This is a genomic window from Streptomyces telluris (assembly GCF_024519335.1).
Classification (GTDB): domain Bacteria; phylum Actinomycetota; class Actinomycetes; order Streptomycetales; family Streptomycetaceae; genus Streptomyces; species Streptomyces telluris.
Window position 1 is genome coordinate 49,804 of sequence record NZ_JANIID010000004.1, and the last position, 15,953, is coordinate 65,756.

A 15,953-nucleotide genomic window follows, 5' to 3' on the forward strand; every position below is an offset into this window, starting at 1 on the left:
CGCGGCCGTCCAGACTTGCCGCACACCGGGCCGGACGGCGTGCCGCAAAAGACGCCGGTGACGCACCCGGCCCCACGGGAAAGGCGGACCGCACCATGAGCCCTGTCTACGACAAGCTGGTGGATGTGCTTGTCGACCGCTTCGCGGTGGACCGCGCGGCCATCGGCCCGGACGTGACCTTCGAGGAACTGGAGATGGACTCGCTGTTCCTCGTCGAGCTGCTGCTCGTCATCGAGTCCGAGTTCCAGGTGAAGATCGGCGAGGAGGCCGCCGCGCCGACCGACACCATCGCCACGGTGGTGAAGGTGATCGCGAACGAGATCGCGGCCACGGCGCCGTGAGCGCCGCGGCACCGGTCGCCGTCACCGGCCTCGGCCTGGTCACCGCGGCCGGCATCGGCACCGAGGCGACCTGGGACGGCGTGTGCGCGGGCGTCTCCGCGGCCGCCCGCAACCCCGCCCTGGAAGGGCTGCCGGTGGACATCTCGTGCACCGTCCCCGGGCTGGACCCCGCCCGGCACGTCGGCCGCCGCAGCGCCCTGATGCACGACCGCTTCACACAGCTGGCGATCGTCGCCGCGCGCGAGGCGGTGGCCGACGCCGGGCTCGACCCCGCGCAGTGGGACGGCGCGCGCGTCGGCGTGGTCGTGGGCTGCGGGCTCGGGGGCGTGAGCACCTGGGAGGAACAGCACCGCCGGATGCTGGAGCACGGCCCGGCGAAGGTCTCCGCGCTCCTCGTCCCCATGCTGGTCCCCAACATGGCCGCCGGGAACCTCGCCATCGACCTCGGCGCCACCGGCCCCAACTTCGTGACCGCCACGGCCTGTTCGTCCGGGGCCACCGCCATCGGCGCCGCGGCCCGGCTGCTGCGCGAGGGCGCCTGCGACGTCGTCGTCACCGGCGGCGCGGAAGCCGGCGTCAGCCCGCTGATGGTCACCGGCTTCGCGCAGATGGGCGCGCTCTCGCGCAGGCTGGACGAACCGGCCGCCGCCTCGCGGCCCTTCGACGCCGGCCGCGACGGCTTCGTCATCGGCGAGGGCAGCGGCATCCTCGTACTGGAGCGGGAGGCCGACGCGCGCGCCCGCGGCGCCCGGATCCGCTCGCTCCTCGCGGGCTACGGGGCCTCCGCCGACGCCCACCACCTCACCGCGCCCGAACCGGAGGGCCGGGCCGTCCTCGCGGCCGTCCGCACGGCCCTGGAACAGGCCGGCACCGCCCCCGGCGACATCGGCCACGTCAACGCCCACGGCACCTCGACCCGCCTCAACGACGCCGTCGAGGCCGCCACCTTGCGCACGGCGCTCGGCGACGGCGCCGCGGTCACCTCCACCAAGGGCGTGCTCGGGCACACCCTCGGCGCCGCGGGCGCCATCGAGGCCGCGCTCACCGTCCTCGCCGTCGAACGCTCGCTCGTCCCGCCGACCGCCAACCTCGAACAGCTGGACCCGGCCGTCGACCTGGACGTCGTCGCGGGCGGCCCCCGCAAGACCACCGTCGACGCTGCGCTGTCCACTTCGTTCGGATTCGGGGGGCAGAACGCGGCGCTCGTCTTCGTCGCGGCGTGATGCCCTTCCGGCGGATGCCGGACACGCGGCGGTGGCGGCCGGTGCGCATTCCGCCGGACCCTCGCCGTCGTGGCAGGCCGCCGTCGCGGCGGGAGAGAAGTCCGCAGCCTCGGAGGAGGAGAAGCGCCCGCCGCCACGGCGGGAAGCCCCGCGGCGAGGGCCCGGCGGAATCCGCAGCCACCGCAACCGACACACCCCGAAACGGAAGGCAGGCGCGTCCATGACGTTCACCGTCCCGGAGGACGACCTCCGGGAACTCGAACAGCAGGTCCGGCACGCGCTCGCCGCAGGCGACCCCCGCGGGCTGACCGTCCTCGGCTACGGCGAGGTCACCCTCGTCCTCGCCCTGGAGACCGAACGCGGCGCCTTCGCCTGCAAGCGGCTGCCCGTCTTCGACGGCCGCAAGCGCTTCGAGGCCTACGGGCGCACCCTCGACCGGTACCTCGACCGCCTGCGCGCGGCCGGGATCCACGTCGCCGAGACCCGGCTGTGGCACACCGAGCTGCCCTCGGGCCGGATCGCCGGCTACTGCGTCCAGCAGACCCTGCCCGTCAAACGGCTCGTACCCGGCCTCCTGCACAGCGAGGGCGACGCCTGGGCCGAGGACTTCTTCGCCCGCTTCCTCGACCGCGTGCACGGCTGCGTCTCCCCGATCCTCGGCCTGGACGCCCAGGCGTCCAACTGGATCGACCTCGACGGCGAACTCGTCTACCTCGACGTCACCTCGCCCCTCATGCGCGACGCCCGCGGCCGCGAACTCCTCGACGTCCGGCTCTTCTTCACCTCACTGCCCCGGATCCTGCGCGACCCCGTCCGCCTCGCGATGTCCAAGTCCATCTTCGACAAGTTCTACACACCGCGCGGCGTCGTCCTCGACTTCCTCGGCAACCTCCACAAGGAGAAGCTCGCCGGCCTGATCCCGGGCTTCCTCGAACAGGCCAACGCCCGCATCACGCCCGCCCTCACCGCCGAGGAGGTCGCCAAGTACTACAAGGGCGACGCCTCGATGTGGGAGCTCATCCAGCGGCTGCGCAAGGCCGACCGCGCCTGGCACCTGAAGGTGCGCCACCGCCCCTACCCCTTCCTGCTGCCGCCCGATGTCGACCGCTGACACCCTCGCCGCGCCCCCGCGGCCCCGCCCGGGCCGTCTCGCCGGGGAGACGCTGGCCCTCGACCCCGCGCGGCCGCTGCACCTGGCCCGGCCCGCCGAGCACCTCACCGCCGCCGTCGTGTCCATCGCCTGGCTGCGCGCCCAGGGCGACGCCGTGCGCGCCGCGCTGGAGGCCCGCCACCTGACCGACGACGAGGCCGCCCACGCGGCGGGCCTGCGCCTGCCCGAGCGGCGCTACGAGTGGCTCGCCGGCCGCCTCGCCGTCAAGCACGGCGTCCTCGCCCACGGCAGGCGGCACTGGGGCCGCACCGGACGCACCCGCGACATCCGGGTCGGCGCCGTCGCCCACGGGCTGCGGGCCGGCAAACCCGTCGTCAACGCCCCCGTCGACGTGGGCCTGTCGCACTCCGGCGACTTCGCCATCGCCGTGTGCGGGCCGCGCCCCGTCGGCGTCGACCTGGAGCACGAGCGCGCTATGCCGCCGATGCTCACCTCGCTCCTGACCGCCGGCGACGACCGGGCCGCGGCCTGCGCCGACCCCGACCGCCGCCGCCTCGCCGGCATGCCCCTGCCGCTGCGCTGGGCCTGCAAGGAGGCCGTCCTCAAGCACTTCGGCTTCGGCCTGCGCATCGACCCCCGCGAGGTCGCCCTGCACGCCTGGCGCGACGACCACACCTTCACGTGGCGGCCCGGGCCCGACCTCCTGCGCCACGCACCCTCGGCGGGCGACGGCCGCCCGCACGGCTGGGCCCGGCGGATCGACGGCTACTTCCTCGCCCTGGTATGGACGTGATGAACGAACCCATGACACCGGCCACTTCCTTCGCCCCCGGCCTCGGCGCACCCTTCCCCGAGGCCCTGCGGCACGCCACCGGCATCGCCGCCCTCAGCCCCTCCTCGCACAACTGCCAGCCCTGGGCGCTCGCCCGCCTGGAGAGCAGGCCGGCGCGCCGCGCCGCGGCCGACCTGCTCGGCTGCCCGGACGACGGCACCCACGTCTACCTCGCCCTGGCCGTCGACCGCCGGCGCAGCCTCACGGCCCTGCCCGCCCACCTGCTGGAGATGCGGCTGAGCTGCGCCGCCTACTGGCGGATGCTCTCCCGGGCGCTGGCCGCCCAGGGCTGGGCGCTGGTGCGGGAGCGGGCCCACGACGGCGGGGGCGACGGGGCGGGCGGGCCGGCCGCCGACTCCCGGCTGCCCGGCGGCCCGTGGCCCCGGGACTGGTCGCTGCTGTGGACGGCGGCGCTGCGCCGGACCGGGGAGGCCGCCGAGAGCCTCGCCGCCCTGTCGGACGCGGCCCGCGCCCGGCACACCAACCGCGGTCCGTACGACGAGCGGCCCCTGGCCCCGGAGCTCCTCGGCGACCTCGCGCGCCACGCCCCCACCGGGGGCCCCGCGACGGAACTCCGCCACCTGACGGAGTGTCATGATCGCGAGGTCTTCGCGGCCTTCCTCGCCCGCCACGGAGGAATCGATTTCAGCCACCCGGCGGCGTGGCGGGAAACCCACTCGTACATCCGCTGGACCCCGGCGGCGGTGCGCGCCCACGGCGACGGCTTCCCCGTGACCCAGCTTTTCGGGCCAATGTCGGCCCGGCAGCGGCTCGCGAAGCGGATCGCCCTGTCCCCGCCGGTGATGAAGTTCCTGTGTCGCTTCGGCTACGACCGGTCGCTCGCCGGAGGGCTGGCCGCCGGGATCCGCCGTACCCCCGCCGTCGTGCTGATGAGCTTCGCGGAGGAAGCCCCCGGAGTGGCCGACGCCTTCAGGGGCGGCGCGCGCATCGCCGACTACTGGCTGCACGCGGCCACCGCGGGGCTGGCCCTGCACCCCCTGAGCGTCGTCATGCAGCACGACCCCTTGCGGGCGATGCTCCAGGAGCAACTGGGCCTTTCCGGCAGGCTCTTCTTCGTCAGCCGTGTCGGCCGGCCCCGTACGGCCTTCCCTCCGGCGCCCCGGAGCGCCGGAGCGGCGGATCACCGCACGGTCTGAAAGGGCCCGCCACACACTCCGGACCACGCGGCGCAGGAGGGGGCAATCCGGGCCGGCCGGCCCGTCCGCGGGCCTGCCGGAAAAACAGCGGAACATTCCGGCCAGGCCGGGAACCCGTACGTCGCGCGGTCGGGGATACTGCTCCTTCCCGCCGCCTTTACCGTGACATATTTCCCGCCAAAACCTGGCGGGACGCCCGGCCGTCAGTTGCCGCTGGCGTACAGTCGGGTGAGACGTTCAGGGGGATGCCGTGGCCACGGAGATGACGTCATTGAGCCATCGGACCGCCGGCGGGGGGACTTGGGTGGTCTTCACCCCCACTACCCCGTCGGCCACAATAGCGCCTGCTCCCCGAAGCGACTCCGTTCGGAACCGTTCCGTTAACTGGAAGCAGGCTCGATGAGTATGCGCATACTGCTGTGCTGCGACAAGCTCATCCTGGGCGCGGGTATGCAGGCACTACTGGGCCAGCACGGCCTGGAAGCACACACGAAAACGTCCGTGCGGAGCACGGTGGCGGCGGCCAAGGAGATGGCTCCGGATGCCATTGTCGTGGTGGCCCCGGCACTCAGCATCGACGACACCAGCGAACTCGCCGAACTCTCCCGGATGGCCAAGGTCATCCTTCTCGCCCGGCCGGACACGACCCCCAGGGCCTTCGAGGCCCTGCGCATCGGCGTGCGGGCCGTGCTCTCCCTGGAGGATCCGCCCGAGGAGCTGATCCGCATGATAAAGACGGTCATCGAGGTCGACGCCATGGTCGCCCCGCTGACCGCCCGCAAGGCCCTCGACCAGCTCCGCACCGAGCAGCCCCCGGCCCCCGCACCGCCGCCGGCCGGCTCCCTGACCCCGCGCGAGGCCGAGGTGATGCTGCTGCTCGCGCAGGGCCGGTCGAATGCGGAGATCGCCGAGAAGCTCTCCATCTCCAACACGACGGTCCGCTCCCACGTCCACCACGTCCTGCGCAAGCTGGACGCGGGGACGCGTGCCCGCGCGGTGGCCATCGCCTACGAGACGGGGCTGATCGACGCCATGGAACGGCAGGCGCAGGGCCGCCTCTGAAGGCCCGCCGCGCGGGGCCCGTCAGCCCGCCGCGACCCGGTATCCGGGCTCCAGACGAACTCCGCACATTTCGTCCACGACCTCGGCCATTCCCTCGAAATCGGCGACCAGCCGGCCGAAGGCATCGCTTGTCGTGTCCCGTTCGAAATCGGCCCGGCTGCTCACCCCGATGACTTCGAAGAAGTGAACGGGAGCCGCCGGGTCCGCGGATACCCGCTGCACGCTGAATGACAACACGCTCGGGAGTTCCGGGCAGGTGGCGTAGTCGGTCTCCTTGACCCATGTTTCGAAACGGGCGGGAGTGACGTTCGGGCGGAGCCGAATTCGGTGCACAATCATGTCCACGACGCCGGAAATCCCCTCTGGATTCTCTTGCGGTTCAGTACGGGAGGCCGGTCCGGTATCGGCGGCCGGTGCGGCATCAGCGGCGCTTCCGGAATCGGCGACCGCCCAGGCCCAGCGCCCGGGCCGCATTGTTCTTCTGGATCTCGTTCGTGCCGGAGAAGATCCGGGAGGGCAGAGCGTCCCGCAGAAACGTCTCGGCCTCGCCGCCGAGGATCCCCAGGGCGCCGCGCAACTGCACGGCGTCCAGCCCGAGCCGCACCGCCGCCTCGCTCACCGCGACCTTGGCCAGGGCGGGCGCGACCTCGTCGTCGCTGCCCGCGGCCAGCCCGCACGCGGCCTTGTACAGCAGCAGCCGGGCCGACTCCAGGCGGATCGTCATATCGACGAGGCGGTGGCTGACGGCCTGGAAGCCGCCGATGGCCGAGCCGAACTGCTCCCGCTCCCGGGCGTAGTCCACCGTCGACTCCAGCACGCGCTGCATCGCCCCGACGTAGGTGGCGAACAGGCAGGTGCGCTCCCACTTCATCGAGGACGAGAAGATGCTCGCCCCGGCGCCCTCCTCGCCGAGCACGTTCGCCGCCGGCACCACGCAGTCCGCGAGGTGCACGTCGGCCATCGGCGAGCCCCGCAGGCCGACCTTGTCGTAGCGCGGGCCCACGGTCAGGCCGGGCGTGCCGGCCTCCACGAGGAAGGTGGTGAGGCCGAAGAAGCCGCCGCCGGGCGACGTCGCCGCCTGCAGGACGAACACGTCGGCGACGGGGGAGTTGGTGGTGAAGCACTTGCTGCCGTTGATCACGTACGCGTCGCCCTGCCGCACGGCGCGCGTCTGCAGGTTCAGGGCGTCGGACCCGGCGTGCGGCTCGGTGATGGCGTGCGCCGCGATCGCCTCGCCCGAGGCGAGCGGCGGCAGCCAGCGCTGCTTCTGCTCCTCGGTGCCGAACTCGGTGACCGGCATGACGGCGGCGAACAGGTGCGCGGCCACGGAGAAGGCGAAGCCCTGGTCGGCGCAGCCGTAGCCGAGGGCCTCCATCAGGGCCGCGGTGGTGACGGCGTCGAGGCCGCTGCCGCCGTACGCGGCGGGCACGCTCGCGCCCACGATGCCCTGCTTCCCCGCGAGCTGCCAGCGGCGCCGGAACTCCTCCGGGTCGTGCGCCGCCGTGCCGTCGCCGAGGTCGCGCCTGGCGAAGCGCACGACCATGTCGCGCATCTCCGCGGTCTCGGTGTCGAAGTCGAAGTTCATCGTGGCCCGTCCAGGTGTTCCTCGATCAGCACGTGATAGTTGATGCCGCCGGTGCCGAAGGAGCTCACGCCCGCCCGGCGCGGCCGGCCGGGGGCGGACTCCCAGGGCGTCGTCGCGGTGGAGACGCGCGCGGGGATGCGCTCCAGGTCCAGCTCCGGGCTGACGGCGGTCAGGCCCGCGTTGGCCGGCAGCACCCCGGTCCGCAGGGCGTAGAGCGCCCGCAGCAGCCCGGCGCCGCCCGCCGCCGCGAAGGTGTGGCCGAAGAACGACTTGGCGGAGCCGATCTCCAGCGGGCGCCGCCGGTGCGGGCTCGCGTACACCCGCGCCGCCGCGGCGATCTCGACCCGGTCGCCGACGCGGGTGCCGGTGCCGTGCGCCTCCAGGTAGCCGACGTCCGCCGGGTCGAAGCCCGCCTGCCCGAAGGCCTGGCGCATGGCCCGCACCTGCCCGTCCACGTCCGGCGCGATCAGGGACTTCGCGTCGTTCGACGCCCCGATCCCGCGCAGCAGCCCGTGGATCGCGTCCCCGTCGCGCCGCGCGTCCGCGTACCGCTTGAGCAGGAAGAGCGCGCAGCCGTCCCCCGGGGTGAAGCCGTCGGCCGCGGTGTCGAAGGGGGTGATGCGCTCGTGCGAGAGCAGCCCCAGGGCCGAGCACAACACCATGTCGCGGGCGTTGCAGGGCAGCTCGACCCCGCCCGCCAGCGCGTAGTCCACGCTGCCGGAGCGCAGCCGGCCCACGGCCACGTCCAGCGCCGCGAGCGAGGACGCGCACGCCGCCTCGATCCCCAGCGGCACGGCGTCCAGGCCGTACTCGTTGGCGATCACCGCGGCGACGCCCCCGGCGAGGGAGCCGTCGAGGTCCTCCGGCCCGCCGGGGGGCGGGTCCGCGGCGTACCGCTCGCGGACCAGGTCGAGCAGGGTGGCCACCCCGGTCGCGTCCAGGTGCCCCAGCGCCGCGAGCCCGGCGACGGCCGCCTCGACCTCGCCCAGGGCCAGGCCGGCCGCCGTGCGGCGCTCCCGCGACAGGCTCAGGTTGGTGCCCATCGCGACCAGGCCCCGGCCGGCCGGCCGCACGGCCGCGTACCCGGACCCGGCCCGCCCGCGGCGGGCCAGGAGCTCGCCGGCCACGCCCAGGGCCACCCGCTGCGCCGCGTCCATGACCGCGTAGCGGTGCGGCGGGATGCGCAGTCCCCCGGGCGGCGCCGCCGGCACCTCCACCGGGGAGCCCAGGTCGGTGTAGCTGTGGGTCAGGCTCAGCTTGCCCGGCCGGTGGTAGAGCTCCCGGTCGAGCAGGGACTCCGGCAGCGGCCCGATCCGGTCCTGCCCGGCGAGCATGGCGGCCCAGAAGGCGTCGGCGTCGGGAGCGTCGCCGAACCGGCCCCCGAAGCCCACGATCGCGACGGGCTCCGGCGCGGCGGAGGCGCGGGCGGTGCGCGGCCGGGCCGGGGCGGGCGCCGCGCCCGCCGTCTCGTGCTCCTCCAGGACGAGGTGGCAGAGCGTGCCCGTCAGCGAGGCGCCGCTGACACAGGCGCGGCGCGGTTCCCCGCCCGGCGGCGGGGCCCACTTCTGCGGCTCCGCCGGTGTGCGGAAGGGCGCGGCGGACAGGTCCTGCGCCGCCCCGGGCGGCTGCGGCGGCCGGGCCGGGAGGCGCTGGTGGTGCAGTGCCAGCGCCGCCTTGGTGACGCCGGCCAGGCCGGCGTTGGCGAAGGTGTGCCCGAGCCGGTCGCGCACGCTGCCCACCACCACGGAGCCGGGCTCCGCGTCCGCGAACACCGAGGTCAGCGCGGCGAGTTCGGCGGCCGTCTCGCGCGCCACGCCGGAGGCGCCGCACTCCACGTAGCCGATCGTGTCCGGGGAGGCGCCGCACTCCCGCAGGGCGGCCCGGGCCGTCTCCGCGCGCCGCTCCACGGACGTGGAGTAGCGGAAGACGCCCGGGCGCCCCTCGTGGTGCACCGCGCACCCGCGGACCGTCGCGTAGATGCGGTCCCCGTCGCCGACCGCGGACGACAGCCGTTTGAGCAGCAGCGCGCCCACGCCCTCGCCGAGCGCGAAGCCGTCGCCGTCCGCGGCGAAGGGCCGGGTGCGCGGCGCGACGAGGCCCTTGGCCGCGAGCGCCGCCCGCAGGTACGGGCCCTCCTCGCGCTGGCCGGTCACCACCAGCACGGCCTCCGACAGCCCGCCGCGCAGGCTGTCGAGGGCGTGCGCGATCGCCAGGAACGACGTCGCGTCGGCCGACTCCAGGGCCAGGGTGCGGCCCCGGAGCTTGAACGCGCTCGCGATCCGGGCGGGGATGGTGCTCGCCATCTCCCCGACCCGGTCGTGCGGCGAGGCGCCCAGGCGCCGCACCAGGGCCGAGCGCAGCTCGTCGGCGGCCTGCGCGGCGGTACGGGCCGAGCCGCCGAACTCCGGTGCGGACACGGCCCGTTCCAGCTCCCGGGCGTACCGGCCGCCCTCGACGCGCAGCGCGTTGGCGTACTGCCGGTCCAGGCCGGAACACACCCCCGCCACCACGTCCGTGCGCTCGGTCCGCAGCGTCCGGTCGCCGCCCTTGGCGTCCTCCAGGCACTCGCGGGCCGCCTCCAGCATCAGCAGCTGCATGCGCGTGAGCGCCCCGGCCTGCGCGGGCGGTATGCCGAACCGCGCGACATCGACCTCGATGCCGGCGAGCGACGGCGCCGGGCCGGACCCGGGATCCGGAGGGGGCTCGGTCAGGGCCCTCCAGTACGCGTCGGCTCCCCGGATGCCGGGGTAGAGCGCCGCGATGCCGACGATCGCGACGGGTTCGTTCTGCGGGGTGCGCGCGGTGCCGGTGGCACCGCGCGCGTCGGACTCGGAGTGCATGCGGGATGGCTCCAGTTGTCTCGGTGCTGCCGGGTCCGGCAACCTCTCTCCGCCACCGCGGCGCGGGGCCGGCACCGGCTGCCGGCGGTGCCGAAGCGGGCCGCGGCACCCTGAGGTGCGGTCGGGCCCCGCCCGCAGGGCGCTACGCGCTGGTCGCGAGCGGCTCGCGCCGCCCGTTCCACAGCGCGCCCGGCTGTGCCAGCGCCGGGTCCTGGGCGAGGATCTCGGCGTGGCGGCGCTGCAGCCCGGCACCCGGCTGGATGCCCAGCTGCTCGTCCAGCCGCTTGCGGGTCAGGCGGAAGCGCTCCAGTGCCTCGCTCTGCCGCCCGGACCGGTACAGCGCCAGCATCAGCAGCTCGCAGAACCGCTCGTGCAGCGGGTGCTGCGCGACGAGCTGCTGCAGTTCGGCGATCACCTGGGTGTTGTGGCCGAGCACCAGACGGGCGCTCACCAGGTCCTCCCACGCGGTCAGCCGGCGTTCCTCGAAGAGGGTCGCGGCGCTCGCGCACCGCAGCCCCTCCCCGGCGTCGAACAGGGCCGGGCCGCGCCACAGCCGCAGACCGGACTCCAGCATCCTCGCCGCCCGCTCGGGGTCGGTGGTCAGCGCGGCTCCGCCGCGGGAGGCGAGATCGAGGAATCTGTTGGCGTCGACGCACTCCGCGGGCACGTCCAGCAGGTAGCCGTTCGGGACGGCGCGCAGGACGGTCGTGCGGTGCATCGGGGTGTGTGCCTCGAGTACTTTGCGCACCCTGGTGGCCTGGGCCTGCAGGGCGTTGCGGGGATTGCCGAGGGTGGAACCGCACCACAGCTCGTCGACGAGCTCCATGTGCGACACCGCCCGACCCGCCCGGAGGGCGAGGGTGGCGAGCATGGAACGGACCTTGCTGGCCCGAATGTCGCTGCTCCTCTCCGCAACGCTGACGCGCACCGGACCGAGTATTTCAATTTGCACGAATTTCCCCCCACAGCGATTTCCGCCGGAGATCAGAACAGGAGCTTGGACAGCTTTTTCCCCCTTTCGGCGCCCAATCCTTGCAACGTGGAACAACCGGCGTCATCCATCCCCCGGCCCCTTTCCGCCCTCAACGGATGGCGGAGCCGGGCGGGCGCCTCGAACGTTCATTGAGGCGCGTGCGCGCCCGGCTCAACGCGGCGTCAACGCACGGAGGACACGGGACGCCCCCGTCGTTCCGCCCCGTGGCGTAGGGGAGGCGCCCGTTCTCTTCAGGGGGTCTTCAGGAAGAGCAGGCGCCGCCCCCGCAGCCCCCGGAGGGCGGTGCGCCCGGCACGGCGCCCGGCGTCACCAGCCCCGCCTCGTACGCGGCGATGACCAGCTGGACCCGGTCGCGGGCGCACAACTTGCCCATGATCCGGCTGACATGGGTCTTGGCGGTGAGCGGGCTGAGCCCCAGCACATCGCCCACCTCGGCGTTGTTCAGGCCCCTGGCCACCAGGGTCAGCACCTGGCGCTCGCGGACCGAGAGCACCGCCAGGCCGTTGGTCACGAAGCCGGCCGGGATGTCCGCCCTCGGCGCCCGCAGCACCCGGGCGATCAGGCGCGAGGTCGGGCCGGGCGACAGCAGCGCCTCCCCGGCGGCGATGGTCCGGATCGCCTCCAGCAGCGCCGCCGGGCGCGTGTCCTTCACCAGGAAGCCCGAGGCGCCGGCGCGCAACGCGTCGATGACGTACTCGTCGGTGTCGTACGTCGTCAGGACGAGCACCTTCACGCCGGCCATGTCCTCGTCGGCCGCGATCCGCTGGGTCGCCTCGATGCCGTCCAGGTCCGGCATCCGGATGTCCATCACCACCAGGTCCGCCCGGGAGCTGCGGGCCAGCTCGACGGCCTGCCGGCCCGTGCCCGCCTCGCCCACGACCTCCATGTCGGGTGCGGTGTCCACCAGCATCGCGAACGCGGAGCGGACGAGCCGCTGGTCGTCGGCGAGCAGGACCCGGATCGGCTGCTGCGCGTTCATCGGCCGTCCCTCCCCCCGGGGGAGGGCGGTGCTGCCGGAGTCGGTGCTGAGGTCATCGGAGTCATCCTTCGGGTGGGGACCCGCACCGCGCCCCGCGGCGCAGGTCGTTCACTGAGGCGGGTACTGCATGCACGGGCGCACGCGCTCGCCGGCGTCTCACGGCGCGCTCACCGGAGGGCGGTCCCGTCCGCGGGGGCCGACGGCAGGACCGCGGTGACCGCGAACCCGGGGCCACCGGCGCGCGGCCCGGCCTGCAGCCCTCCGCCGACGCTGCGGGCCCGCTCGCGCATCCCGACGATGCCGTAACCGCCGGTGCCGTTCGCCTCGTTCCCCGGCACGGGGTCGCGCGCAGGCGCTCCCGAACCGCCGTCGTCGAGCACGGTGACCCGCAGGGCGCCGTCGTCCCCGCCGCGCGCCACCGTCACCCAGACGCGGACCGAGGGCCCGCCGTGGCGGACCGCGTTGGTGAGCGCTTCCTGCACGATACGGTACGCAGCGGCCCCGACCGCCGGGGCCGGAACGGCCGTTGCCGCGGGATCCGCCGCGGCGTCCGCGGCGGTGCCGGGGCACGCCCCGCCGCCCCCCGCCGTCCCGCCCCGCGGGTCCGGCCCCATGTGCACCTGCAGGCTCACCCGTGCCCCGGCCGCCTCCGCCGCCCGCACCAGATCGGGCAGCCCGTCGAGGCCCGGCAGGGGCCCGTAGCCCGCGGAATCGTTCCCGCGGAGCACCTCCAGCGTCGCGCGCAGCTCCGCCCGGGCGTCCCGGCACGTGTCGGCGATCCCGTCCAGCGCCTTGGCGAGCGCCGCCCGGTCGAGCCGCTCGGGGTCGGCGACCAGGACGTGGGCCGCGACCGCCGTCTGCACCCCGATCAGGGTGATGCTGTGGGCCAGCAGGTCATGGAGGTCGCGCGCGATGTGCACGCGCTCCTCCGCGACCCTGCGCGCCGCCTCGCGCTCGCGCGTCGCCTCGGCGCGCTCCGCGCGCTCCATGATGGCCCCGACGTAATTGCGGTGCAGGCGCACCGCCTCGCCGATCAGGACGACGTCGGCGATCCAGCCGGCGCTCACCAGCGTCGGCACGATCTCGTGCCCCTTGCCGAACGCCAGCAGGACGACCGTGGCCACGCCGAAGATGCCGCCGAGGGTGAGGAAGCTGCGCTTGGGCGGGCCGACCACGGCGAGCGTGCACAGGGCCACCAGGCCCGCCGGCAGCACCGCCGTGCGGGGGTAACCCAGCGCGTAGAACGGGCCGTTCATGCAGGCGACGGCCAGCACCGTGAGCCACGGTGCTTGGCGCCGCGCCGTCAGGACGAGCGCGGCGCCGGTGAGGAGCGCCCATCCCGGGAGGTCCGGCGACCGCCGCGTGGTGACCACGAAGAGCACGCTCTGCACGGCGAGGACCGCCAGCGCGATGCCGAAGTCCTGCAGCAGGACGCTGCGTCGTACGGCCGCGTGCCGCGGCAGCAGCAGACGCGCGATCATGGGGGCAACCGGTTCCCGGGACGGCATCACGCTTCCATCGAACCCCGCGAGAGCTTCCCGGGCCACCACATCCACCTCTTCAGCAACAGGCTTGCAGAGGTGACCAGGTAGGTACGGACCAGGAAGGTGTCCAGCAGCACGCCGACCGCGATGATGAAGCCCATCTCGACCAGCGCCACCAGCGGCAGCGTCGCCAGCACGGCGAAGGTGGCCGCCAGCACGATGCCCGCGGAGGTGATGACCCCGCCGGTGGTGCGCAGCGCGGTGAGCGCCGCCTCGGACGAGTCCGCGCCCTTCAAGCGCTCCTCACGGGCGCGGTGCATCAGGAAGATGCCGTAGTCGACGCCGAGCGCGACGAGAAAGACGAACGTCAGCAGCGGCAGGCTCGGATCGAGGCCCTTGTAGCCGAGGACCGGGCCGAAGACCAGGCCGCTGAGGCCCATCGCCGCCCCCCAGGAGGCGATCACGGCGAGGACGAGCACCAGGGGCGCCACGAGGCTGCGCAGCAGGGCGATCAGCACGATCAGCACGGCGACCAGCACCAGCGGGATCACCTTGACCCGGTCGTCGGCGTTGGTGGTCGCGAGGTCCATCTGCTGGGCGGTGGGACCGCCGACGATCGCCTGTGCGCCCGGCACGCCGTGCACCGCGGCGCGCAGCGCGGTGATGGTCTTCTTCTCGCCGTCCGACTCGGGCTTGGCCACGGAGAACACCTGCAGCTCGGTGCGGTCCCCGCCGCTGCGGCCCGGCTGCACCGCGGCGACGCCCTTCGTCGCCTTGACGCGCTTCTCCACCTCGCCCGCCTGCCCGGTACGCGTCACCACGGTGATCGGCAGGCTGCTGGAGTCGGGGAAGGCCTCGGCGACCGTGCGCATCGCGGCGACCGAGTCCGGCTTCTTGAGGAAGGCGTCCTCCTGCTTCAGTGTGCCCGGCAGCTTCACCGCGCCGACCGACAGGGCCACCAGCGCCGCGACGCCGCACAGCAGCACCAGGCCCGGGCGCCGGCCCGCCGAGTTGCCCATGGCCGAGAACAGCGAACGCCGGTGCGCGGCCTCCGAACCGTAGGCCGGCACGATCGGCCAGAAGACGCGGCGGCCCAGCAGGACCAGCACCGCGGGCAGCAGCGTCAGCATGGCCGCCAGCGCGCAGAAGACGCCCACCGCCCCGACCGGCCCGAGGCCGCTGCTGCTGTTGAGGTCCGCCGCCATCAGGCACATCAGGCCCGCGACGACCGTTCCCGACGAGGCGAGCACCGCCGGACCGCAGCCGCGGATCGCGGAGACCATCGCGTCGTACGGCTGCTCGGTGCGGCGCAGCTCCTCGCGGTAGCGGGCCACCAGCAGCAGCGCGTAGTCCGTGCCCGCGCCGAAGATGAGCACCGTCATCACCGACGTGCTCATCGTCGTCACCGTCAGGTCGAAGGCTTTGATCAGCCCGTACACGCCCGCCATGGCCGCCGAGGCCGCCACGCCGACCACGCCCAGCGGCACCAGCCACAGGAAGGGGCTGCGGTAGATCAGGATGAGCAGGACGGCGACGACGCCCGCGGTGCCGATCAGCAGGGTGCCGTCGATGGACTGGAAGACCTCGTTCTGGTCGGAGGCGAGGGCCACCTGCCCGCCGAGCTCGGCCTTCAGGCCCGCGGGTTTGTCCTCCTTGACGATGTCCCGGATGCCGTCGACCGCCTTGCCCTGCGCGGCGGCGTCCGCCAGCCCGGACACCGACAACGCCGTCATCGACGTGGCACCGTCCTTGGAGACCACCGTGGGCGGCTCGCCCCCGCCCCGCAGCTCGTAGCGCCCCGCGATCCGCTTGATCTGCTCCTGCGCCGCCTTGCGGTCGCCGTCGGAGAGGCCGCCGTCGCGGTGGTACACGAGGATCGCGTCCGAGGTGTTGCCGCCCGGCAGCTTCTGCAGCAGGTGCTCGACCCTGGTGGACTCGGCGCTGGCCGGCAGGTAGTCCACCGGCCGGTCCCGCGCCGCGCCGCTGAGCTTCTCGGCGAAGGGCGCCGTGACCGCGAGCACCACGATCCACAGGGCGATCACCGCCCACGGAAGGGCGCGGCGCCTCGACCTTCCTTCGCGTGCCGGCCGCAGCCGGCCTTCCTTCCGCTGCGTTTCCGCCGCCGGAGCCATGTGTCCCGCCGCCTCCTCCGAGCCGAAATCCAATGACCCCTCCAGGATTCCGGCGCGAAGGGCCCGGCACGTCGGCCCGGAGAGCGAAGCGGAAGCTAATCCGCCGGGTGCAACTAGGGGGTTGCTACTCCCGGGGGAGTAAGGCCGGGCGGACGGCGGCCGCCGCCGGACGGATACGCAGCGTGCGCGTTCGGGGTCATCCCGTACTCCCCC

The 15,953-nt window shown here is 74.2% G+C and carries 13 protein-coding genes; 6 read left to right on the top strand and 7 right to left on the bottom strand.

The features are described from left to right. The first annotated feature begins 95 nt into the window (after window positions 1-95). The 6 genes from NQU55_RS06395 to NQU55_RS06420 all read left to right on the top strand — a co-directional run bounded on the left by NQU55_RS06395 (window position 96) and on the right by NQU55_RS06420 (window position 5,726). On the top strand, window positions 96-341 hold the full coding sequence (locus NQU55_RS06395) for an acyl carrier protein (RefSeq protein WP_168094807.1): 246 nt from the start codon (window positions 96-98) through the stop codon (window positions 339-341). Beyond that, on the top strand, window positions 338-1,564 hold the full coding sequence (locus tag NQU55_RS06400) for a beta-ketoacyl-[acyl-carrier-protein] synthase family protein (RefSeq protein ID WP_168094806.1): 1,227 nt from the start codon (window positions 338-340) through the stop codon (window positions 1,562-1,564). Before NQU55_RS06395 ends, NQU55_RS06400 begins: the two co-directional genes overlap by 4 nt. Before the next feature lie 220 nt (window positions 1,565-1,784). Then, the gene (locus NQU55_RS06405) at window positions 1,785-2,675 is read left to right on the top strand and encodes a DUF6206 family protein (RefSeq protein ID WP_168094805.1); all 891 of its coding nucleotides are present in this window, start codon (window positions 1,785-1,787) and stop codon (window positions 2,673-2,675) included. Further along, window positions 2,662-3,468 carry a 4'-phosphopantetheinyl transferase family protein gene (locus NQU55_RS06410; protein ID WP_168094804.1) on the top strand — a complete coding sequence of 269 codons (807 nt, stop codon included), beginning with the start codon at window positions 2,662-2,664 and terminating at the stop codon, window positions 3,466-3,468. Before NQU55_RS06405 ends, NQU55_RS06410 begins: the two co-directional genes overlap by 14 nt. Before the next feature lie 11 nt (window positions 3,469-3,479). After that, window positions 3,480-4,664, top strand: coding sequence for a nitroreductase family protein (locus NQU55_RS06415; protein ID WP_168094803.1), 1,185 nt, complete (start codon window positions 3,480-3,482; stop codon window positions 4,662-4,664). 399 nt (window positions 4,665-5,063) lie between these two features. Beyond that, window positions 5,064-5,726, top strand: a complete 663-nt coding sequence (locus NQU55_RS06420) for a response regulator transcription factor (RefSeq protein ID WP_168094802.1) — start codon at window positions 5,064-5,066, stop codon at window positions 5,724-5,726. 21 nt (window positions 5,727-5,747) lie between these two features. Here NQU55_RS06420 and NQU55_RS06425 read toward each other — a convergent pair whose 3' ends face one another. The 7 genes from NQU55_RS06425 to NQU55_RS06455 all read right to left on the bottom strand — a co-directional run bounded on the left by NQU55_RS06425 (window position 5,748) and on the right by NQU55_RS06455 (window position 15,650). After that, on the bottom strand, window positions 5,748-6,065 hold the full coding sequence (locus NQU55_RS06425; protein WP_206329757.1) for a RedY/HapK family protein: 318 nt from the start codon (window positions 6,063-6,065) through the stop codon (window positions 5,748-5,750). A gap of 82 nt (window positions 6,066-6,147) precedes the next feature. Then, on the bottom strand, window positions 6,148-7,311 hold the full coding sequence (gene redW, locus NQU55_RS06430) for an L-prolyl-[peptidyl-carrier protein] dehydrogenase (RefSeq protein WP_168094800.1): 1,164 nt from the start codon (window positions 7,309-7,311) through the stop codon (window positions 6,148-6,150). Next, window positions 7,308-10,151, bottom strand: coding sequence for a beta-ketoacyl [acyl carrier protein] synthase domain-containing protein (locus NQU55_RS06435; protein WP_256789991.1), 2,844 nt, complete (start codon window positions 10,149-10,151; stop codon window positions 7,308-7,310). Before NQU55_RS06435 ends, redW begins: the two co-directional genes overlap by 4 nt. Before the next feature lie 142 nt (window positions 10,152-10,293). After that, entirely contained in the window at window positions 10,294-11,022 is a 729-nt protein-coding gene (locus NQU55_RS06440) for an AfsR/SARP family transcriptional regulator (RefSeq protein ID WP_168094783.1), read from the bottom strand. A gap of 364 nt (window positions 11,023-11,386) precedes the next feature. Next, a complete protein-coding gene (locus NQU55_RS06445; protein ID WP_168094784.1) occupies window positions 11,387-12,124 on the bottom strand; it encodes a response regulator in 738 nt (245 codons plus the stop codon). Between the two features lie 167 nt (window positions 12,125-12,291). After that, window positions 12,292-13,605, bottom strand: a complete 1,314-nt coding sequence (locus NQU55_RS06450; protein WP_168094785.1) for a sensor histidine kinase — start codon at window positions 13,603-13,605, stop codon at window positions 12,292-12,294. A 26-nt stretch (window positions 13,606-13,631) separates the two neighbouring features. Further along, window positions 13,632-15,650 (bottom strand): MMPL family transporter, encoded by a 2,019-nt coding sequence (locus NQU55_RS06455; RefSeq protein WP_168094786.1) that lies wholly within the window; start codon window positions 15,648-15,650, stop codon window positions 13,632-13,634. Between the last annotated feature and the right edge of the window lie 303 nt (window positions 15,651-15,953).